This is a genomic window from Enterobacter sp. SST3, assembly GCF_000286655.1.
Classification (GTDB): domain Bacteria; phylum Pseudomonadota; class Gammaproteobacteria; order Enterobacterales; family Enterobacteriaceae; genus Enterobacter; species Enterobacter roggenkampii.
Genome location: NZ_ALNS01000023.1, coordinates 71152 through 92593 on the forward strand (window position 1 = coordinate 71152; position 21442 = coordinate 92593).

The 21442-nt window shown below is 55.7% G+C and carries 15 protein-coding genes; 8 read left to right on the top strand and 7 right to left on the bottom strand.

What is annotated here, in order from left to right:
- Positions 1-67 precede the first annotated feature (67 nt).
- Complete coding sequence (locus tag B498_RS08155; RefSeq protein ID WP_008501949.1) at positions 68-2458, top strand: glucose/quinate/shikimate family membrane-bound PQQ-dependent dehydrogenase; 2391 nt, start codon at positions 68-70, stop codon at positions 2456-2458.
- 86 nt (positions 2459-2544) lie between these two features.
- On the opposite strand, the gene cueO is transcribed toward B498_RS08155, so the two are convergent.
- Positions 2545-4113, bottom strand: coding sequence for a multicopper oxidase CueO (gene cueO / locus B498_RS08150; protein WP_032622963.1), 1569 nt, complete (start codon positions 4111-4113; stop codon positions 2545-2547).
- A gap of 145 nt (positions 4114-4258) precedes the next feature.
- Here cueO and B498_RS08145 point away from each other — a divergent pair, with 145 nt between their 5' ends.
- The 3 genes from B498_RS08145 to speD all read left to right on the top strand — a co-directional run bounded on the left by B498_RS08145 (position 4259) and on the right by speD (position 6386).
- Positions 4259-4606, top strand: a complete 348-nt coding sequence (locus B498_RS08145) for a YacC family pilotin-like protein (RefSeq protein ID WP_014882582.1) — start codon at positions 4259-4261, stop codon at positions 4604-4606.
- Positions 4607-4721: 115 nt separating this feature from the next.
- Positions 4722-5591 (top strand): polyamine aminopropyltransferase, encoded by an 870-nt coding sequence (speE, locus tag B498_RS08140; protein WP_008501952.1) that lies wholly within the window; start codon positions 4722-4724, stop codon positions 5589-5591.
- Positions 5592-6386, top strand: a complete 795-nt coding sequence (gene speD / locus B498_RS08135) for an adenosylmethionine decarboxylase (protein ID WP_008501953.1) — start codon at positions 5592-5594, stop codon at positions 6384-6386.
- A gap of 31 nt (positions 6387-6417) precedes the next feature.
- Here speD and yacL read toward each other — a convergent pair whose 3' ends face one another.
- On the bottom strand, positions 6418-6780 hold the full coding sequence (gene yacL / locus B498_RS08130; protein WP_008501954.1) for a protein YacL: 363 nt from the start codon (positions 6778-6780) through the stop codon (positions 6418-6420).
- A 207-nt stretch (positions 6781-6987) separates the two neighbouring features.
- A complete protein-coding gene (gene acnB, locus B498_RS08125; RefSeq protein WP_008501955.1) occupies positions 6988-9585 on the bottom strand; it encodes a bifunctional aconitate hydratase 2/2-methylisocitrate dehydratase in 2598 nt (865 codons plus the stop codon).
- Between the two features lie 398 nt (positions 9586-9983).
- On the opposite strand from acnB, the gene B498_RS08120 reads away from it, so the two are divergent.
- Entirely contained in the window at positions 9984-11537 is a 1554-nt protein-coding gene (locus B498_RS08120) for a DUF3300 domain-containing protein (RefSeq protein ID WP_008501956.1), read from the top strand.
- A gap of 10 nt (positions 11538-11547) precedes the next feature.
- Positions 11548-12339 carry a DUF2950 family protein gene (locus B498_RS08115; RefSeq protein ID WP_032622965.1) on the top strand — a complete coding sequence of 264 codons (792 nt, stop codon included), beginning with the start codon at positions 11548-11550 and terminating at the stop codon, positions 12337-12339.
- A 53-nt stretch (positions 12340-12392) separates the two neighbouring features.
- On the opposite strand, the gene lpdA is transcribed toward B498_RS08115, so the two are convergent.
- From lpdA to pdhR, 4 genes are all read right to left on the bottom strand, one after another.
- A complete protein-coding gene (lpdA, locus tag B498_RS08110) occupies positions 12393-13817 on the bottom strand; it encodes a dihydrolipoyl dehydrogenase (RefSeq protein WP_003856313.1) in 1425 nt (474 codons plus the stop codon).
- 175 nt (positions 13818-13992) lie between these two features.
- Entirely contained in the window at positions 13993-15888 is a 1896-nt protein-coding gene (aceF, locus tag B498_RS08105) for a pyruvate dehydrogenase complex dihydrolipoyllysine-residue acetyltransferase (RefSeq protein WP_008501958.1), read from the bottom strand.
- A 14-nt stretch (positions 15889-15902) separates the two neighbouring features.
- On the bottom strand, positions 15903-18566 hold the full coding sequence (gene aceE, locus B498_RS08100) for a pyruvate dehydrogenase (acetyl-transferring), homodimeric type (protein WP_008501959.1): 2664 nt from the start codon (positions 18564-18566) through the stop codon (positions 15903-15905).
- Between the two features lie 123 nt (positions 18567-18689).
- Entirely contained in the window at positions 18690-19454 is a 765-nt protein-coding gene (gene pdhR, locus B498_RS08095; protein ID WP_008501960.1) for a pyruvate dehydrogenase complex transcriptional repressor PdhR, read from the bottom strand.
- A gap of 263 nt (positions 19455-19717) precedes the next feature.
- Between pdhR and B498_RS0121515 the strand changes: the two genes are divergently transcribed.
- Positions 19718-19945, top strand: a complete 228-nt coding sequence (locus B498_RS0121515; protein WP_021240510.1) for a hypothetical protein — start codon at positions 19718-19720, stop codon at positions 19943-19945.
- 46 nt (positions 19946-19991) lie between these two features.
- Positions 19992-21362 (top strand): aromatic amino acid transporter AroP, encoded by a 1371-nt coding sequence (gene aroP / locus B498_RS08090; RefSeq protein ID WP_008501961.1) that lies wholly within the window; start codon positions 19992-19994, stop codon positions 21360-21362.
- Positions 21363-21442 lie beyond the last annotated feature (80 nt).

The following is a 21442-nucleotide window of genomic DNA, read 5'->3' on the forward strand; positions in this document are numbered from 1 at the left end:
CACACTTGTTAATACCTATAATTAGTTGCTAGCAAATTATTAACAAAAACTGACGAGTACACTTTCTATGGCTGAAACAAACTCTAAACAGCCGCGTCTACTGGTGACATTAACAGCGCTATTCGCCGCCTTCTGCGGCCTGTACCTGTTAATCGGTGGCGTCTGGCTGGTCGCGATCGGCGGCTCCTGGTACTACCCGATTGCGGGCCTGGTTATGCTTGGCGTAACCGTCCTGCTCTGGCGTAGAAAACAATCTGCACTGTGGCTGTATGCCGCACTCCTTCTTGCCACCATGATCTGGGGCGTCTGGGAAGTCGGCTTTGACTTCTGGGCGCTGACGCCGCGCAGTGACATCCTGGTCTTCTTCGGCATCTGGCTGATCCTGCCGTTCGTCTGGCGTCGCCTGATCGTGCCGTCCAGCGGTGCGGTCGCGGCGCTGGTGGTAGCGCTGTTAATCAGCGGCGGTATCCTGACCTGGGCTGGCTTCAACGATCCGCAGGAGATCAACGGTACGCTGAGCGCAGAATCGACGCCTGCGGCGGCGATCTCTCAGGTTGCTGACGGCGACTGGCCTGCCTATGGCCGTAACCAGGAAGGTCAGCGCTACTCTCCGCTGAAGCAGATCAACGCGGACAACGTTAAAAACCTGAAAGAAGCCTGGGTATTCCGTACCGGCGATCTGAAGATGCCGAACGATCCGGGTGAACTGACCAACGAAGTGACGCCAATTAAAGTCGGCGATATGCTTTATCTGTGTACAGCGCACCAGCGTCTGTTCGCGCTCGACGCGGCCACCGGTAAAGAGAAATGGCACTTCGATCCGCAGCTGAACTCCAACCCGTCCTTCCAGCACGTGACCTGCCGTGGCGTCTCTTATCACGAAGCGCGCCCGGATAATGCGAGCCCGGAAGTCATTGCCGACTGTCCTCGCCGCATCATGCTGCCGGTGAACGATGGTCGTCTGTTCGCCATCAATGCCGAAACGGGCAAGCTGTGCGAAACCTTTGCCAACAAAGGTATCCTGAATCTGCAGACCAATATGCCGGACACCACGCCGGGTCTGTATGAGCCGACCTCCCCGCCCATCATCACCGATAAAACCATCGTGATTGCCGGTTCGGTAACGGATAACTTCTCCACACGTGAAACCTCCGGCGTTATCCGTGGTTTCGACGTGAACACCGGTAAACTGCTGTGGGCCTTCGACCCGGGCGCGAAAGATCCGAACGCGATCCCGTCGGACGAACACACCTTTACCTTTAACTCGCCAAACTCCTGGGCGCCAGCGGCGTATGACGCGAAGCTGGACCTGGTCTACCTGCCGATGGGCGTTACTACGCCAGATATCTGGGGCGGTAACCGCACGCCGGAGCAGGAACGTTATGCCAGCGCTATCGTGGCATTGAACGCGACCACCGGTAAGCTGGCCTGGAGCTACCAGACCGTTCACCACGATCTGTGGGATATGGATATGCCGTCCCAGCCGACGCTGGCGGACATCACCGTTGATGGCAAAACCGTACCGGTGATTTACGCTCCAGCGAAAACCGGCAACATCTTCGTGCTGGATCGCAGCAACGGCAAGCTGGTTGTGCCTGCACCGGAAAAACCGGTTCCGCAGGGTGCGGCGAAAGGCGATTACGTCAGCAAAACCCAGCCGTTCTCCGATCTGAGCTTCCGTCCGAAGAAAGACCTCAGCGGGGCAGACATGTGGGGTGCCACGATGTTTGACCAGCTGGTGTGCCGCGTGATGTTCCATCAGCTGCGCTACGAAGGCATCTTCACGCCGCCTTCTGAGCAGGGCACGCTGGTCTTCCCGGGTAACCTGGGGATGTTCGAGTGGGGTGGGATCTCCGTTGACCCTAACCGTCAGGTCGCGATTGCCAACCCAATGGCGCTGCCGTTCGTTTCCCGTCTGATCCCACGCGGTCCGGGCAACCCAATGGAGCAGCCAAAAGACGCGAAAGGCAGCGGTACCGAAGCCGGCATTCAGCCGCAGTATGGCGTACCGTTCGGCGTGACGCTGAACCCGTTCCTGTCGCCGTTCGGTCTGCCGTGTAAACAGCCTGCCTGGGGTTATATCTCCGGTCTGGATCTGAAAACTAACCAGATCGTGTGGAAAAAACGTATTGGTACGCCACAGGACAGCATGCCGTTCCCAATGCCGGTTCCGGTGCCGTTCAATATGGGTATGCCAATGCTGGGTGGCCCAATCTCCACCGCCGGTAACGTGCTGTTCATCGCGGCAACCGCAGATAACTACCTGCGCGCGTACAACATGACCAACGGTGAAAAACTGTGGCAAGGCCGTCTGCCAGCGGGTGGACAAGCCACGCCGATGACCTATGAAGTGAATGGCAAGCAGTACGTTGTCATCTCCGCGGGTGGTCACGGCTCGTTTGGCACGAAGATGGGCGACTATATTGTCGCGTATGCGTTGCCTGACGAAAACAAGTAACTGAAAAGCCCGGTGGCGCTTACGCTTACCGGGCCTATGGATACGCTATGTAGGCCGGGTAAGGCGAAGCCGCCACCCGGCTTTTTTTATACGGTAAAGCCCAGCATCATCCCCGTATCTTCATGCTCCAGCAGATGGCAGTGCGCCATATAGGCAAACTCCTTCGGCGCATCGTGGTCAAACTTCACCAGCACCTCGCTGACGCCGCCTTCCACCTTCACCGTATCCTTCCAGCCCGCGCGATGCGCGTCCGGGGCTTTGCCGTTCTCAGAGAGAATGCGGAACTGCGTGCCGTGGATATGGAACGGGTGCAGCATCATGTCCCCTTCACCTGAAATCACCCAGCGCTCAAACTGCCCTTTTGTCGCAGCAAACATCGGCGTGTTCATGTCGAACGCTTTGCCGTTGATCATGTTGGCGTTGTGGAAATCAAAGCCATGGTCGCCGTGATTCATGTTCCCCATGCCGCCCATGTTGCCGTGGTCCATGTTCATGTGACCCATCATCTGCCCGTGATGCATCCCCGCCATCGCCTTATCGCCATATTTCGCCATCAGCGCCTGCATGCCCATCATATCGAGCATCGGGTTCATGGAGAGCTGCAGTTTGCGTTGCGTAAGCCCATCCAGCGACGGAAGTGCCGGCAGCGTGGTTAACGTATCAGGGAGCGTGCCGGAAGCGGTCACCCGTAACGGCTGGATACGCAGCACCGGATGCGGCTTGTCAAACGGCGCGACCGCCATCCCCATCTGGCTAACCGGCAGGGTCACAAGATCGAACGGCTTGCCGTCGCTGATATCCACCAGCACCTCAAAGCGCTCCCCCATCAGCATCGGCAGTTCGTTGACCTTCACCGGCTCAGGCAGCAGCCCGCCGTCGCTGGCGACCACGTACAGCGGACGCTTATCGCTGGTGGCGAAGTTGAGGGAACGCGCGTTACAGCCGTTAAGCAGACGCAGGCGCAGCCAGCCTTTCGGCGCGGCGTGCTGAGGATAAATGGCGCCGTTGGTCAGCAGCGTGTCGCCAAACCAGCCGACCGCCGCGCTCATCACATCCAGCTGGTAGTCGATTTGCCCGTCAGCGGTGAATTTCTTGTCCTGCACAATCACCGGCACATCGTCGATGCCCCACTGCTTCGGCAGGCGCAGCAGGCGGCTTTCGTCGTCTTCAATCAGCACCAGCCCCGCCAGCCCCATCGCTACCTGATGGCCCGTTTTGCCATGCTGATGCGGATGGAACCAGCAGGTCGCGGCGCGCTGGTTGGGCGTAAAGGTGACGCTGCGCGTGCCGCCCGCTTTGATGATGCCCTGCGGCCCGCCGTCTACCTCGCCCGGCACTTCCAGTCCGTGCCAGTGCACCGTCGTCTCTTCAGCAAGCGTATTGTGGATATCCACCGTCACCGCTTTACCTTTGCGCAGCTGTAGCGCAGGACCGAGAAGATTGCCGTTATAGCCCCAGGTTGTCGCGTTGTGCGCACCGAACAGCCTGTTACCGGACTGAACGACAAGCTGGATACGGCTGCGGGCGTCAGCGGTCAGCAAATCAGGGATGGGTAAGGCAGGCCTGTCAGCCGCGAAAACCGCACGGCTCCAGAGGGGTAAGGCGCTGGCAGCCCCCAGCGCCACGGAATATTTTAAAAAATCACGACGTTGCATGTTCATTTCCTTATTTCCAGCAGGCGATCTTTTGAGCATAAACCCTCCCCTTACCGGAAGGTCAAGTAAAGCGGCAATAATAAAGATCGTCGCACTGGCACCAAGTATGCTAACGTTAATTTTCCGTGAAGAAGTGGTAGAAGCAATGAAGACGTTTTTCAGGACAATTTTGTTCGGTAGCCTGATGGCAATGTGTGCGAACAGCTATGCGCTCAGTGAAAATGAAGCGGAAGATATGGCCGATTTAACGGCGGTTTTTGTATTCCTGAAAAATGATTGTGGCTACCAGAATTTACCCAACGGGCAAATTCGCCGCGCGCTGGTCTTTTTTGCCCAGCAGAACCAGTGGGATCTCAGCAACTACGACAGCTTTGACATGAAGGCGCTCGGCGAAGACAGCTACCGTGACCTAAGCGGTATTGGCATTCCCACGGCTAAAAAATGCAAAGCGCTGGCTCGCGATTCGCTCAGCCTGCTCGCCTACGTCAAATAACCTTCCCGACGCCTCCTGTTAAACCTATAGCCGTGCAACCACGGTTATAGTTAGCTATCATGTTTCGCTCATTTTTTGTGAGCGTAACGGATGTTAACAAAGGAGGAGTCCGCGTATGGCCGACCACACGTTGTGGCATGAAACACTGCATGACCAGTTTGGTCAGTACTTTGCCGTTGATAACGTGCTCTATCATGAAAAAACCGATCACCAGGATCTCATCATCTTCGAGAATGCTGCCTTTGGCCGCGTGATGGCGCTGGACGGCGTCGTGCAAACGACCGAGCGAGATGAGTTTATCTATCATGAGATGATGACCCACGTCCCGCTGCTGGCGCACGGCCATGCAAAGCATGTCCTGATTATCGGCGGTGGCGACGGTGCAATGCTGCGTGAAGTTTCCCGCCATCGCTCGATTGAAACCATCACCATGGTGGAAATCGATGCGGGCGTCGTCTCGTTCTGCCGCCAGTACCTGCCCAACCACAATGCCGGTAGCTATGACGATCCGCGTTTTAATCTGGTGATTGATGACGGGGTTAACTTTGTTAACCAGACAACCCAGACCTTTGACGTCATTATCTCCGACTGCACCGATCCTATCGGCCCTGGCGCGTCGCTGTTTACCTCCTCGTTCTACGAAGGCTGCAAGCGTTGCCTGAACCCGGGCGGGATCTTCGTCGCCCAAAACGGCGTCTGCTTCCTGCAACAGGATGAAGCGCTGGATAGCCATCGCAAGCTCAGCACCTATTTCGAGGATGTCAGCTTCTATCAGGCGGCCATTCCGACGTACTACGGCGGGATCATGACCTTTGCCTGGGCGACGGATAACGACGTATTACGTCATCTTTCCACCGAAATTATTCAGGCCCGCTTCCATCAGGCAGGTCTACAGTGCCGATACTACAATCCGGCTATTCATACCGCAGCGTTTGCTCTGCCGCAGTACCTGCAAGACGCATTATCCACTAAGGGGGTGAGCTAATTGAAAAAGCTTAAACTGCATGGCTTTAACAATCTGACCAAAAGCCTGAGTTTTTGTATTTACGATATCTGCTATGCCAAAACAGCGGAAGAACGCGATGGTTACATCGCCTATATCGACGAACTCTACAACGCCAACCGTCTGACCGAGATCCTGTCAGAAACCTGTTCCATTATCGGCGCCAACATTCTGAATATTGCCCGACAGGATTATGAACCCCAGGGCGCCAGCGTGACCATACTGGTCAGCGAAGAGCCGGTCGATCCGAAGCTTATCGACAAAACGGAACATCCGGGCCCGCTGCCGGAAGTAGTGGTTGCTCACCTGGATAAAAGCCATATCTGCGTCCATACCTACCCGGAGAGTCACCCGGAAGGCGGGCTGTGTACGTTCCGCGCCGATATTGAAGTGTCGACCTGCGGCGTGATTTCCCCACTGAACGCACTGAACTATCTCATCCACCAGCTGGAATCGGATATCGTCACGATTGATTACCGCGTGCGCGGTTTTACCCGTGACGTCAACGGCATGAAGCACTTCATCGACCACGAGATCAACTCTATTCAGAACTTTATGTCCGAGGACATGAAGTCGCTGTACGACATGATGGACGTGAACGTGTATCAGGAAAACATCTTCCATACCAAGATGTTACTTAAGGAGTTCGACCTTAAGCACTATATGTTCCACACGAAGCCGGAAGATTTAAGCGAAGAAGAGCGTAAGGCGATTACTGACCTGCTCTGGAAAGAGATGCGCGAGATCTACTACGGCCGCAACATTCCGGCCGTGTAAGTGTTGCCCGGAGCAGGGATGCTTCGGGAAATTACCGCTGTTTCATGAACTCGCGGTAGGCATTCACCACCTGAAGGAAGTCTTCTACGCCGCACAGCGACAGGCTTTCTTCGTCATAGTAGCTCATCCCCTCTTCCATCTCGTCGCCTGAAAACTCGAGCTGGTTGGCACGCACCATGACCTCTTCACCGTCCATCCACAGCGTGTATTCGTGCCCGGCGCGTTGCCAGGAGCGCTCACTGCCTTTCACCGTCTTTGCCGCCTGTTCAACCTCATCAAGAAGGGAGAGATTTTCTTTCACCTCTTCGTTAAACCAGTGTCCAACGGCTTCGTGGCCCATCGACATACGCACTTTCACCACTCCGGTGATGTCGCGCAGAAATTCGTAATCCATAGTGTTTTCCTCTGCAAAGCCATTAAGGTAATTATCGCAGCAGCGAGGAAGAAAAAAAGCGTGGGAGGTGGGAGGAATGAAAATAAAAAACCCACCGTAGTTGCGATGGGTTTTGTAGGCCCGGTTAGCGTAGCGCCACCGGGCAATGGGTCAGGTGCGGTCTGGTGCCCTCACCCCCAGCCCATCTCCCACGGGAGAGGGTAGCATTTATACTGCCGTCTGGAAGATAACCCCGTCGGCCTTCTCGGTGTACTGAGAGAGCTGGTCGAAGTTCAGGTAGCGATAGGTATCCACCGCGGTCTTATCTACCTGAGCCACAAAGGTCTGGTACTCTTCCGGCGTTGGCAGTTTGCCAATCAGCGCCGCAACCGCCGCCAGCTCCGCAGAGGCCAGGAAGACGTTCGCACCGGTACCTAAACGGTTCGGGAAGTTACGGGTCGAAGTGGAGACCACCGTCGCGCCGTCGGCTACGCGCGCCTGGTTGCCCATACACAGGGAACAGCCAGGAATTTCGATACGCGCGCCGCTCTTACCAAACACGCTGTAGTAGCCCTCTTCGGTCAGCTGAGCCGCGTCCATACGGGTTGGCGGCGCCACCCACAGACGGGTTGGCAGCTGGCCTTTGTGGGTATCCAGCAGCTTACCGGCCGCGCGGAAGTGACCGATGTTGGTCATGCACGAACCAATGAACACTTCGTCGATCTTCTCGCCCTGGACCTCAGACAGCGGACGCGCGTCGTCCGGATCGTTCGGTGCACACAGGATTGGCTCTTTGATATCCGCCAGATCGATGTCGATCACCGCCGCGTACTCTGCGTCAGCATCGGCTTCCAGCAGCTGCGGATCGGCCAGCCATTTTTCCATGCCCTGGATACGACGCTCCAGCGTACGACGGTCGCCGTAGCCTTCTGCAATCATCCACTTCAGCAGCACGATGTTAGAGTTCAGGTACTCAACGATCGGCTCTTTGTTCAGCTTGATGGTACAGCCCGCAGCCGAACGCTCGGCGGAGGCATCGGTCAGCTCGAACGCCTGCTCCACTTTCAGATCCGGCAGACCTTCAATTTCCAGAATGCGGCCAGAGAAGATGTTTTTCTTCCCTTTCTTCTCAACGGTCAGCAGACCCTGTTTAATCGCATACAGCGGGATCGCGTGAACCAGGTCGCGCAGGGTAATACCCGGCTGCATTTTACCTTTGAAGCGAACCAGCACCGATTCCGGCATATCCAGCGGCATCACGCCGGTCGCGGCAGCAAACGCCACCAGACCGGAGCCCGCCGGGAAGGAGATACCGATTGGGAAACGGGTATGGGAGTCACCGCCGGTACCCACGGTATCCGGCAGCAGCATGCGGTTCAGCCAGGAGTGGATAACGCCGTCGCCCGGACGCAGGGAGACACCGCCACGGTTCATAATGAAGTCTGGCAGCGTGTGGTGCGTGGTCACGTCAACCGGCTTCGGATACGCCGCGGTGTGGCAGAAGGACTGCATTACCAGGTCAGACGAGAAGCCCAGGCACGCCAGGTCTTTCAGTTCGTCACGGGTCATTGGGCCAGTGGTGTCCTGAGAGCCTACGGAGGTCATCTTCGGCTCGCAGTAGGCGCCAGGACGGATACCGGCCACGCCGCAGGCGCGACCGACCATTTTCTGTGCCAGCGAGAAGCCGCGGTTGCTTTCCGCCACGTCTTTCGCATGACGGAACACGTCTGAGTGCGGCAGGCCCAGCGCTTCACGCGCTTTGGTGGTCAGGCCACGGCCGATGATCAGCGGAATACGGCCACCGGCGCGCACTTCGTCGATCAGCACGTCGGTTTTCAGCTCAAAGCTCGCCAGCAGCTCGTTGGTTTCGTGGTTACGCACTTCACCTTTATACGGGTAGACGTCAATCACGTCGCCCATGTTCAGGTTAGAAACATCCACTTCAATTGGTAGTGCGCCCGCATCTTCCATGGTGTTAAAGAAGATTGGCGCAATCTTACCGCCCAGGCACAGGCCGCCGCCGCGCTTGTTCGGCACGTGCGGAATATCGTCACCCATAAACCAGAGGACGGAGTTGGTGGCGGACTTACGGGAAGAGCCGGTACCCACAACGTCACCCACGTAAGCCAGCGGGAAACCTTTCTTCTGCAGGGCTTCGATCTGTTTGATCGGGCCGACAACGCCCGGCTGATCCGGCTCAATGCCTTCACGGGCGTTTTTCAGCATCGCCAGGGCGTGCAGCGGGATATCCGGGCGAGACCACGCGTCCGGTGCCGGAGAGAGGTCATCGGTGTTGGTTTCACCGGTCACTTTGAAAACAGTAACGGTAATTTTTTCAGCCAGCGCTGGACGATTCAGGAACCATTCGGCATCGGCCCAGGACTGCATCACCTGCTTCGCATAGACGTTGCCTGCTTTGGCTTTTTCTTCCACATCGTAGAAGTTATCGAACATCAGCAGCGTAGACGAGAGCGCTTTAGCGGCAATCGGTGCCAGCTTGTCATTATCCAGCGCGTCAATCAGCGGATGAATGTTGTAACCACCCTGCATGGTGCCGAGCAGTTCAATGGCTTTTTCAGGAGTAACCAGTGGGGAGGTGGCTTCGCCTTTGGCGATAGCAGCAAGGAATCCGGCTTTTACGTAGGCAGCTTCATCTACGCCAGGCGGTACGCGGTTGATCAGCAGATCTAACAGGAATTCTTCTTCGCCCTTAGGCGGGTTCTTCAGCAGCTCGACGAGCGCGGCCATTTGGGTTGCATCTAAAGGTTTGGGTACAATTCCCTCGGCGGCACGTTCTGCTACGTGCTTACGGTATTCTTCTAGCACGACGGTTCTCCTCGCTCTCATTGTCATATGCGGCGGGCGTTCTCTTCACGCTCCTGTGAGACAGCAGTTTGTAGGGTAAATGCCCGATACCGCGTCGGGCAGCATAGCAGGATTTCTGCACAGTGTTAATCCGTTTACAAAAAAGCAACATTAAAAAGTTTGCTGAATCGTTAAGCATGGTGTAGCGGGGATTTAGGGCATCATTTAGCGGTTCTTCTGCACCGTGACGCTTCAGTTTTTTCTTCATCAGATATAATTGTGTAATAAATACTCACACTCTTTATCCGGACGTACCGGACGCTTCCCAATAAAAGTCAAAACAGTAAAAGACGGGTGAATAATACTCACGCCAACCGTAACGCCTCACGGCACAGCGCTGGTCTCGTTGGAGTCATTTTATGAAGTTGCCCTTTAAGCCACATCTGCTCATCCTTCTGTGCAGTGCCGGGCTGCTTGCCGCCTCAGGCGTCTTGTTTGTCAAAAGTCGTGCAACGGAACCCGTTGCGCCAGCCCCCGTCGCTCAACAACCGGCGGCACCTGCCGTAGCCCAGCCCGCCCCTGTGGTCGCGCCGACCTACACTGCCGCGCAAATCGATCAGTGGGTTGCCCCCATTGCGCTCTACCCTGACGCCCTGCTTTCACAAATTCTGATGGCCTCGACTTACCCGGCCAACGTGATTCAGGCGGCTCAGTGGTCAAAAGACAACCCTAAAATGGAAGGGGACGCCGCCATTCAGGCCGTTGCCAGCCAGCCCTGGGATCCGAGCGTAAAATCGCTGGTCGCGTTTCCTCAGCTCATGTCGCTGATGGGTGAAAACCCGCCGTGGGTACAAAATCTGGGCGATGCGTTTCTCGCGCAGCCGAAAGACGTGATGGATTCCGTTCAACGCCTGCGCGCGCTGGCACAGAAGACCGGTGCTTTACAATCTACGCCTCAGCAGACGGTCACCACCGTGACAAAGCCAGCACCAGCGAAAACCCGCGCCACCGAGGCAACGACAACAACCGCGTCTGCGCCCGCCCCAACGGTGATCAAAATTGAATCTGCCGATCCGCAGGTCGTTTATGTTCCCACCTATAACCCCAATACGGTTTATGGGACCTGGCCCAACACCGCCTATCCTCCCACCTATCTCCCGCCCACGCCCGGAGAGCAGTTTGGCAACAGCTTCGTCAACGGCTTAGGCTTCAGCCTGGGCGTTGCCACAACCTATGCCATTTTCAGCAATATCGACTGGGATGACGACGATGACTGGGACCACCACCATGACGGTGACTGGGATAATCACGGCGGCTATAACCGCAACGGTGATAACAACATCAATATCAACGTTGAGAACTTCAATAAAATCAGTGGACAGCGTCTGACGGACGCCAACCGTACCTGGCAGCATAACCCGGCCTATCGGGAAGGCGTGCCCTATCCGACTAACCAGCTCAACAGTCGCTTCCACTCCACCAGCACGGCGACCGGGCTAAGCGCAACGCAGCAAAAGCCGGTTAATCGCGACAGCCAGCGCCAGGCGGCCCTGAGCCAGATAGAGAAATCCACGGGGAAAACCTTCCCGCAAACGGCACGTCCCGGCACGAAAGATGCGCAGCGTCAGGCCTCGAGTGAACAGCTGAAGCAAATTTCGCAGCGCAACAACTACCGTGGCTACGACACCAAACCGCAGACGGCGAAGCGGACCACCACGCAGCAGCGAGAAAATCGTCAGGCTGTAACCCAAAGACAGGAGAAACGCGTTTCACAGCCCGCGCAGCAACGCGCTCTGCAGCAGCGAAACGGTCAGCCCCGGGCCAATGCGCTGAGCGGCAACGACAGCCGTTCCGCGAACTGGCAGGCGCAGCAGCAGCGCGGTGCGCAAAGCAGGCAGCTTGCGGCTCGCCAGCAGCAGCCCCGTCAGGTATCTGGTGGACGCGCTGAACGCCGTGAATTTAGACATCGCTAAGGGAACCGACATGAAAAGTAAACTACTCAGTGGAATGGTGTTGTTCATGCTTTCGGCCTCGGCGATGGCGCAGCAGTCCTTTAGCACGCCCGACCAGGCGACCGATGCGCTGGCCAGCGCCATTAGTGAGCATAATGAGCGCGCGATGAGCAATCTGCTTGGAGAGAACTGGCGCGATTTTCTCCCCCCCGAAGGCGTTGATCCGGATGCCGTCGATCGTTTCCTGCGCGACTGGAAAGTTCGTCATAACACCGTTGTCGAAGGAGATACGGCGCATCTTGTTGTTGGAGACAACGACTGGCAGCTTCCCATCCCGGTGATCAAAACCGCCGCCGGCTGGCAATTCGATATCAAAGAAGGGGCTGAAGAGATCCTGACCCGTGAAATCGGGCGTAACGAACTTGCCGCCATTGAAGCCCTGCATGCCTATGTTGATGCGCAGCAAAGCTACTTTGCGATGAACCAGAAATACGCGCAGAAGATTGTCAGCTCGGAAGGGAAGAAAGACGGTTTGTACTGGCCCGTCTCACCCGGCGAAACGCCCAGTCCGCTCGGACCGGCATTTAGCCCGAAAGAGCCGGGTACCGGCTATCACGGCTATCGCTTCCGGATCCTGCCGGATAATAACGGTTTCGCGATGGTGGCGTGGCCGGTCAGCTACGGTCAAACGGGCGTGATGAGCTTTGTGATAAATCAGGACGACAAGGTGTATCAGTCCGATCTCGGCAAGGATTCTGAGCAGAAAGCCCGGGCGTTAACCGCCTATAAACCGGATAAAACCTGGCAACCCGTGGCTCCCTGAACGCAGCGCATAAAAAAAGCGGCCATTGGCCGCTTTTTTTCATCTGAAGAAACTTATTTCTTCTTCGCTTTCGCGTTTGGCAGGTCGGTGATGCTGCCTTCAAACACTTCTGCCGCCAGGCCCACGGACTCGTGCAGAGTTGGGTGAGCGTGGATGGTCAGCGCGATGTCTTCCGCGTCGCAGCCCATTTCGATAGCCAGACCGATTTCACCCAGCAGCTCGCCGCCGTTGGTACCGACAATCGCACCACCGATCACGCGGTGAGTCTCTTTGTCGAAGATCAGTTTGGTCATACCGTCTGCGCAGTCGGACGCGATAGCACGGCCAGAAGCAGCCCACGGGAAGGTGGCGGTTTCGTAGCTGATGCCTTTCTCTTTCGCTTCTTTCTCAGTCAGACCCACCCATGCCACTTCTGGCTCGGTATACGCGATAGATGGGATCACTTTCGGATCGAAGTAGTGCTTCATGCCGGCGATAACTTCAGCGGCAACGTGACCTTCGTGAACACCTTTGTGCGCCAGCATTGGCTGACCGACGATATCGCCGATAGCAAAGATGTGCGGCACGTTGGTGCGCAGCTGTTTGTCAACGCGGATGAAGCCACGGTCGTCCACTTCCACGCCAGCTTTGCCCGCGTCGAGGTTCTTACCGTTCGGCACACGGCCGATCGCCACCAGCACGGCGTCGTAACGCTGTGGTTCGGATGGGGCTTTTTTGCCTTCCATGGAAACGTAAATACCGTCTTCTTTCGCTTCAACGGCAGTCACTTTGGTTTCCAGCATCAGGTTGAATTTCTTGCTGATGCGCTTGGTGAAGACTTTAACGATGTCTTTGTCAGCAGCCGGGATAACCTGGTCGAACATTTCAACCACGTCGATCTCTGAACCCAGCGCGTGGTACACGGTACCCATTTCCAGACCGATGATACCGCCGCCCATCACCAGCAGACGCTTAGGAACGGTTTTCAGCTCCAGCGCATCGGTGGAATCCCACACGCGTGGATCTTCATGTGGAATGAATGGCAGTTCGATTGGGCGAGAGCCTGCCGCGATGATCGCGTTGTCGAAGTTGATCACGGTTTTGCCGTTTTCGCCTTCCACTTCCAGGGTGTTCGCACCGGTGAATTTACCCAGACCGTTTACCACTTTCACTTTACGGCCTTTGGCCATGCCCGCCAGACCGCCGGTCAGCTGAGTGATAACTTTCTCTTTCCAGGTACGAATTTTGTCGATGTCGGTCTTCGGCTCGCCGAAGACGATACCGTGTTCAGCCAGCGCTTTGGCTTCTTCGATAACTTTCGCTACGTGCAGCAGCGCTTTAGAAGGGATACAGCCGACGTTCAGACAAACACCGCCGAGGGTGCTGTAACGTTCTACGATGACGGTTTCCAGACCTAAATCCGCTGCGCGAAATGCTGCGGAGTAACCTGCCGGGCCTGCCCCAAGTACTACGACCTGAGTTTTGATTTCTGTGCTCATCATGACCTCTTAGTTTATACCCGTCGTCCACCGGGTCGTTCTATCCGCCCGCAGTTTACAAAATTGTTAACAATTTTGAAACAACAAACGGCTCACGAATTGTCGCTTTCGCCAATAACCTCACAAACGCCATGAGATTATCAGAAAAAAGCCGGCCGACTGGCCGGCTTTTCGATTACATCACCAGGCGGCGAATGTCGCTCAGCATGTTGTTGATGATGGTGATGAAACGCGCACCATCAGCACCGTCGATCACGCGGTGGTCGAAGGACAGAGAGATTGGCATCATCAGACGCGGCACGAACTCTTTGCCATTCCACACCGGCTCCATCGCGGACTTGGACACACCGAGGATAGCCACTTCCGGCGCGTTCACAATCGGCGCGAAGTGGGTGGTACCCAGGCCGCCGATGCTGGAAATGGTGAAGCAGCCGCCCTGCATTTCGCCGGCAGTCAGCTTACCATCACGCGCTTTCTTGGAGATGGTGGTCAGTTCACGGGACAGCTCAGTGATGCTCTTCTTGTTCACGTCTTTGAAGACCGGAACAACCAGACCATTTGGCGTATCAACCGCAACACCGATGTTGATGTATTTCTTCAGCGTCAGCTTCTGGCCATCTTCGGAAAGGGAGCTGTTGAAGCGTGGCATCTGCTCCAGGGCAGCGGCAACGGCTTTCATGATGAAGACCACTGGGGTGAATTTCACGTCCAGTTTACGCTTCTCAGCTTCGGCGTTCTGCTGTTTACGGAACGCTTCCAGATCGGTGATATCGGTTTTGTCGAAGTGCGTAACGTGCGGGATCATGACCCAGTTACGGCTCAGGTTCGCACCAGAGATTTTCTGGATGCGGCCCAGTTCCACTTCTTCAATTTCACCGAACTTGCTGAAGTCCACTTTCGGCCATGGCAGCATGCCCGGGATACCGCCGCCTGCGGCTGCAGCTGGTGCAGCTTCAGCGCGTTTCACCGCGTCTTTCACATAAGCCTGAACGTCTTCGCGCAGGATACGACCTTTACGGCCAGTCCCTTTCACTTTCGCCAGGTTCACGCCGAATTCGCGCGCCAGGCGACGAATCAGCGGCGTCGCGTGGACGTAAGCGTCGTTTTCAGCGAACTCTGATTTTTCTGCTTTTGCAGCAGGGGCAGCGGCTGGTTTAGCAGCCTGAGCCGGTGCAGCAGCCGGTGCTGGAGCAGCCGCGGCAGCCGGAGCTGCGGCAGGCGCAGCGCCTTCCACTTCGAAGACCATGATCAGAGAGCCGGTAGACACTTTGTCGCCGGTGCTGATTTTGATCTCTTTAACGGTACCCGCGAACGGCGCAGGCACTTCCATGGAAGCCTTGTCGCCTTCAACGGTGATCAGTGACTGTTCAGCGGCAACTTTGTCGCCCACTTTTACCATCACTTCGGTGACTTCAACTTCGTCACCGCCGATGTCCGGTACGTTAACGTCTTTCGCGCCGCCAGCAGCGGCTGGTGCAGCGGCCGGAGCCGGAGCAGCGGCCTGTGCAGGCGCGGCAGCAGGTGCAGCACCTGCCACTTCGAAGATCATGATCAGAGAGCCGGTAGACACTTTGTCGCCGGTGTTAATCTTGATCTCTTTAACGGTACCTGCGAACGGCGCTGGCACTTCCATAGAGGCTTTATCGCCTTCTACGGTGATCAGTGACTGCTCGGCCGCAACGGTATCGCCCACTTTCACCAGGATCTCAGTGACTTCAACTTCGTCACCGCCGATGTCAGGCACGTTCACGTCTTTCGCGCTCGCGGCAGCGGCTGGAGCAGCGGCGGCCGGAGCGGCTTTCTTCTCTTCCTGCGCAGGTGCAGCAGCTGCTGCACCGTCGGCGGAATCGAAAATCATGATCAGTTTGCCAGTCTCGGTTTTATCGCCAACAGAGACTTTGATCTCTTTAACGATGCCAGCCTGAGGAGACGGGACTTCCATAGAGGCTTTGTCGCCTTCTACGGTGATCAGCGACTGTTCAGCTTCAACTTTGTCGCCTACTTTGACCAGGATCTCGGTGATTTCAACTTCATCAGCCCCGATGTCCGGTACATTGATTTCGATAGCCATTATTCTTTTACCTCTTACGCCAGACGCGGGTTAACTTTTTCTGCATCGATGTTGAATTTGGTAATTGCGTCTGCAACCACTTTCTTATCGATTTCGCCACGTTTAGCCAGTTCGCCCAGTGCTGCTACAACCACGTAAGAAGCATCAACTTCGAAGTGGTGACGCAGGTTTTCGCGGCTGTCAGAACGACCGAAGCCGTCAGTACCCAGAACGCGATAATCATCAGCTGGAACGTAAGTACGAACCTGCTCAGCGAACAGTTTCATATAGTCAGTAGACGCCACCGCTGGCGCGTCGTTCATCACCTGAGCGATGTACGGTACGCGTGGGGTTTCCAGTGGGTGCAGCATGTTCCAGCGCTCACAATCCTGGCCATCACGCGCCAGTTCAGTGAAGGAGGTCACAGAGTACACGTCGGAACCGACACCGTAGTCTTTCGCCAGGATCTGCGCTGCTTCACGAACGTGACGCAGGATAGAACCGGAGCCCAGCAGCTGAACTTTACCTTTGCTACCTTCGATGGTTTCGAGTTTGTAGATACCTTTACGGATACCTTCCTCGGCACCTGCTGGCATTGCCGGCATGTGGTAGTTTTCGTTCAGGGTGGTGATGTAGTAGTAAATGTTCTCCTGCGCTTCACCGTACATGCGCTGCAGACCGTCATGCATGATGACTGCCACTTCATACGCGTAAGACGGGTCGTAAGAGATACAGTTAGGGATAGTCAGAGACTGAATGTGGCTGTGACCATCTTCGTGCTGCAGACCTTCACCGTTCAGGGTCGTACGACCGGAAGTACCACCGATCAGGAAGCCGCGAGCCTGCTGGTCGCCTGCCTGCCAGCACAGGTCACCGATACGCTGGAACCCGAACATGGAGTAGTAAATGTAGAACGGGATCATCGGCAGGTTGTTGGTGCTGTAAGAGGTCGCAGCAGCCAGCCAGGATGCGCCTGCGCCCAGCTCGTTGATACCTTCCTGCAGGATCTGACCTTTCTCGTCTTCTTTGTAGTATGCAACCTGCTCACGGTCCTGCGGGGTGTACTGCTGGCCGTTCGGGCTGTAGATACCGATCTGACGGAACAGACCTTCCATACCGAAAGTACGCGCTTCGTCGGCGATGATTGGCACCAGGCGATCTTTGATCGACTTGTTCTTCAGCATCACGTTCAGGGCACGAACGAAAGCGATAGTGGTAGAGATCTCTTTGTTCTGCTCTTCCAGCAGCTGAGAGAAGTCTTCCAGCGCTGGCAGTTCCAGCTTCTCGGTGAAGTTAGGCTGACGAGCTGGCAGGTAGCCTTTCAGCGCCTGACGACGTTCGTGCAGGTACTTGTGCTCTTCGGAGCCTTCCGGGAAGGTGATGTAAGACAGGTTTTCGACCTGCTCATCGGTCACTGGAACGTTGAAACGGTCGCGGATATAGCGCACGCCGTCCATGTTCATTTTCTTAACCTGGTGAGCGATGTTTTTACCTTCTGCGGTATCACCCATGCCGTAACCTTTGATGGTGTGGGCCAGGATTACAGTCGCTTTACCTTTGGTTTCACGCGCTTTTTTCAGTGCAGCGTAAATTTTCTTCGGATCGTGACCACCGCGGTTCAGGGCCCAGATCTGCTCATCAGTCCAGTCTGCAACCAGGGCTGCGGTTTCTGGATATTTGCCGAAGAAGTGCTCACGCACGTAGGCACCGTCTTTGGATTTGAAGGTCTGGTAGTCACCGTCAACGGTTTCGTTCATCAGCTGGATCAGTTTACCGCTGGTGTCTTTACGCAGCAGTTCGTCCCAACGGGAACCCCACATGACTTTGATCACGTTCCAGCCAGCACCTGCGAAGATGCCTTCCAGTTCGTTGATGATCTTGCCGTTACCGGTTACCGGACCATCCAGACGCTGCAGGTTACAGTTGATGATGAAGCACAGGTTGTCCAGCTTCTCACGGGTCGCGATGGTGATCGCGCCTTTAGATTCTGGCTCATCCATTTCGCCGTCGCCCAGGAAGGCGTATACGGTCTGCTCAGAGGTGTCTTTCAGACCACGGTGTTCCAGATACTTCAGGAATTTCGCCTGGTAGATCGCACCGATTGGGCCCAGACCCATGGATACGGTCGGGAACTGCCAGAATTCAGGCATCAGTTTAGGATGCGGGTAAGAAGACAGACCTTTACCGTGAACTTCCTGACGGAAGTTGTTCATCTGCTCTTCAGTCAGACGACCTTCCAGGAATGCACGTGCATAGATGCCCGGAGAGATGTGGCCCTGGAAGTACACCAGATCGCCGCCGTCTTTCTCGTTCGCTGCACGGAAGAAGTGGTTGAAGCACACTTCGTAAACGGTCGCAGAAGACTGGAAGGACGCCATGTGGCCACCCAGTTCCAGGTCTTTCTTGGATGCGCGCAGAACGGTCATGATGGCGTTCCAGCGGATTGCAGAACGGATACGACGTTCCAGATCCAGATTGCCCGGGTATTCCGGTTCGTCTTCAACGGCAATCGTGTTTACGTAGTTGCTAGCCCCTGCACCTGAAGCAACCTTCACGCCGCCTTTGCGGGCTTCAGAAAGCAGCTGATCAATCAGATACTGAGCGCGCTCAACACCTTCTTCACGGATGACCGATTCGATCGCCTGTAGCCAGTCGCGAGTTTCGATCGGATCCACGTCATTTTGGAGACGTTCTGACATGGGGGTATTCCTTATCTATCTAATACGTTGATTTGTCTGGAACCTGTCCCATTGTGCTCTTGGGCAAGAACACAATAAGACAGGTTCTGCGTTTAGTTGCCGCGCTCTAAAAGTACCTGGCGCTTAATCCTTTCGTTGCTGTATGCGGCGTAATGAACGTTCGCGACGCGATTGTTCACGGCTGCGGTCCAGCAAGATTTCCTCAATGAAAGCCAGATGGCGGTGCGACGCTTCGCGCGCCTGCTCCGGTTCCCCGGCCATTATCGCCTCGAATACTCGGGTGCGATGGTTGCTTACCAGTGGGAGCATGTCCCGACGGGCATACAACAATTCAAAATTTTGACGAACGTTCTGGGCCAGCATCGGCTCCATGCAGCGTAGCAGATGGAGGAGCACCACGTTGTGGGCCGCTTCGGTGACGGCAATTTGATACTGGACGACGGCGCTGGACTCGGCGTCTAAATCGCCGGACTGCTGTGCCCGTTCAATGGCCTGATGCAGCTCGCGGATACGCACGCGATCTTCATCAGTGCTGCGAAGGGCGGCGTAATAGGCCGCAATACCTTCCAGCGCGTGACGGGTCTCAAGCAGGTCAAACTGGGATTCTGGGTGGTCAGAGAGAAGTTCTACCAGCGGATCGCTGAAGCTCTGCCACAGGCTGTTTTGCACAAAGGTTCCGCCGCCCTGGCGACGAAGCAGCAAGCCCTTTGCTTCGAGACGTTGAATCGCCTCACGCAGAGAGGGACGTGAAACGTCGAACTGTTTTGCCAGTTCGCGTTCTGGCGGAAGTTTCTCACCCGGGCGCAGAGTCCCTTCGAGGATTAAAAACTCCAGCTGCTGCTCAATCACATCAGATAGTTTTGGTTGGCGAATTTTGCTGTAGGCCATATTCCCTGTCTTACGCCTTTTTGCCCGGAGTCAATTGGTCTTACCAATTTCTATTTCGTATCGCTAAAGTAACAAAGTATTCACCTTCTGTCCATATTGGTTTTGATTGAAATCAGTAAACCCTGCACATTTTAACAACCTTACAGAAATAACGTTTCAGAAATGTAACTTTGCACAAATGAGTTGATTACCCCCAAAGAGGGAGTTTTAACCATAATGAAACGAGGGTTTTTGCAATCTGAAGCGATTCAACAAGGCAAATAATGAAAATTCGCCCACTTAAGGCGCATTTCTATTCTATAGGTTGGGTGAGGAACAACGAGCGGGCCGATTTACAAATGCTTTCTTTTTATTCAAGTCGTCATCACCCCTTCATAAAGCAGGTGCATTCGCAGGCACTTACCACTATTCTGGCGCTTACGGAAGTCATCTCCGCTTTTTTCGGTCTCGTTAACCGTAAAGAAATAAATACAGAATATGGATTTTCATAATTACACACGCTCAGCGTGAACATAACAACCACACACGAGGTTTCAAATGGAAGCTCAACAGCACGGCGATCAGCTAAAGCGCGGGCTTAAAAACCGCCATATTCAGCTCATCGCACTGGGCGGTGCGATTGGTACCGGCCTGTTTCTGGGCAGCGCATCCGTTATCCAGTCTGCCGGTCCGGGCATTATTTTGGGTTACGCGATTGCGGGTTTCATTGCTTTTCTGATCATGCGCCAGCTGGGCGAAATGGTCGTGGAAGAGCCGGTCGCAGGCTCCTTCAGCCACTTTGCCTATAAGTACTGGGGCAGCTTTGCCGGTTTCGCCTCGGGCTGGAACTACTGGGTGCTGTACGTTCTGGTTGCCATGGCCGAACTGACCGCCGTCGGGAAATACATTCAGTTCTGGTATCCCGAAATCCCAACCTGGGCTTCCGCTGCGGCCTTCTTCGTCATTATCAACGCCATTAACCTAACCAACGTTAAAGTGTTCGGGGAGATGGAGTTCTGGTTTGCCATCATCAAGGTCATTGCGGTGGTGGCGATGATTATCTTCGGCGGCTGGCTGCTGTTCAGCGGCAACGGCGGCCCGCAGGCCACGGTGCGCAACCTCTGGGAGCAGGGTGGCTTCCTGCCTCACGGCATGACCGGCCTGGTGATGATGATGGCGATCATTATGTTCTCCTTCGGCGGCCTGGAACTGGTGGGCATCACCGCTGCTGAAGCCGACAACCCGGAGCAGAGCATCCCGAAAGCCACAAATCAGGTTATCTACCGCATCCTGATCTTCTATGTGGGCTCACTGGCGGTGCTGCTCTCCCTGCTGCCGTGGACGCGCGTGACTGCTGACACCAGCCCGTTTGTGCTGATCTTCCACGAGCTGGGCGATACCTTTGTCGCCAACGCGCTGAACATCGTGGTGCTGACCGCTGCGCTCTCCGTTTACAACAGCTGCGTATACTGCAACAGCCGCATGCTGTTCGGCCTCGCCCAGCAGGGTAACGCGCCGAAGATGCTGCTTAACGTTGATAAACGCGGCGTGCCGGTGAATACCATCATCGTTTCCGCCATCGTGACCGCCCTGTGCGTGCTCATTAACTACATGGCACCGGAATCGGCGTTTGGCCTGCTGATGGCGCTGGTGGTCTCTGCGCTGGTCATCAACTGGGCGATGATCAGCCTTGCGCACATGAAGTTCCGCCGCGCGAAACAGCAGCAGGGCGTCACCACGCGCTTCCCTGCCCTGCTCTATCCGCTGGGTAACTGGATCTGCCTGCTGTTCATGGCGGCCGTGCTGGTGATCATGCTGATCACCCCAGGTATGGCGATTTCCGTCTACCTGATCCCGGTCTGGATTGCAGTACTCGGCGTTGGCTATCTCTTCAGTCAGAAAAGCCGTAATGCCATGAAGGCGCACTAAGCCTCCCACCGCGGTGCCTGCTTTTGCGGGTGCCGCGCGTTGTTACCTCCTTCACACTTTCACGCCCACAGCGCATTTAT

Bases quoted from the DNA above. Each gene is read 5' to 3' on its own strand.
- B498_RS08155 (WP_008501949.1), top strand. From the start codon at position 68: ATGGCTGAAACAAACTCTAAACAGCCGCGTCTACTGGTGACATTAACA.
- cueO (WP_032622963.1), bottom strand. From the start codon at position 4,113: ATGCAACGTCGTGATTTTTTAAAATATTCCGTGGCGCTGGGGGCTGCC.
- B498_RS08145 (WP_014882582.1), top strand. From the start codon at position 4,259: ATGAAGACGTTTTTCAGGACAATTTTGTTCGGTAGCCTGATGGCAATG.
- speE (WP_008501952.1), top strand. From the start codon at position 4,722: ATGGCCGACCACACGTTGTGGCATGAAACACTGCATGACCAGTTTGGT.
- yacL (WP_008501954.1), bottom strand. From the start codon at position 6,780: ATGGATTACGAATTTCTGCGCGACATCACCGGAGTGGTGAAAGTGCGT.
- B498_RS08120 (WP_008501956.1), top strand. From the start codon at position 9,984: ATGAAGTTGCCCTTTAAGCCACATCTGCTCATCCTTCTGTGCAGTGCC.
- B498_RS08115 (WP_032622965.1), top strand. From the start codon at position 11,548: ATGAAAAGTAAACTACTCAGTGGAATGGTGTTGTTCATGCTTTCGGCC.
- lpdA (WP_003856313.1), bottom strand. From the start codon at position 13,817: ATGAGCACAGAAATCAAAACTCAGGTCGTAGTACTTGGGGCAGGCCCG.
- aceF (WP_008501958.1), bottom strand. From the start codon at position 15,888: ATGGCTATCGAAATCAATGTACCGGACATCGGGGCTGATGAAGTTGAA.
- aceE (WP_008501959.1), bottom strand. From the start codon at position 18,566: ATGTCAGAACGTCTCCAAAATGACGTGGATCCGATCGAAACTCGCGAC.
- pdhR (WP_008501960.1), bottom strand. From the start codon at position 19,454: ATGGCCTACAGCAAAATTCGCCAACCAAAACTATCTGATGTGATTGAG.
- B498_RS0121515 (WP_021240510.1), top strand. From the start codon at position 19,718: ATGAAAATTCGCCCACTTAAGGCGCATTTCTATTCTATAGGTTGGGTG.
- aroP (WP_008501961.1), top strand. From the start codon at position 19,992: ATGGAAGCTCAACAGCACGGCGATCAGCTAAAGCGCGGGCTTAAAAAC.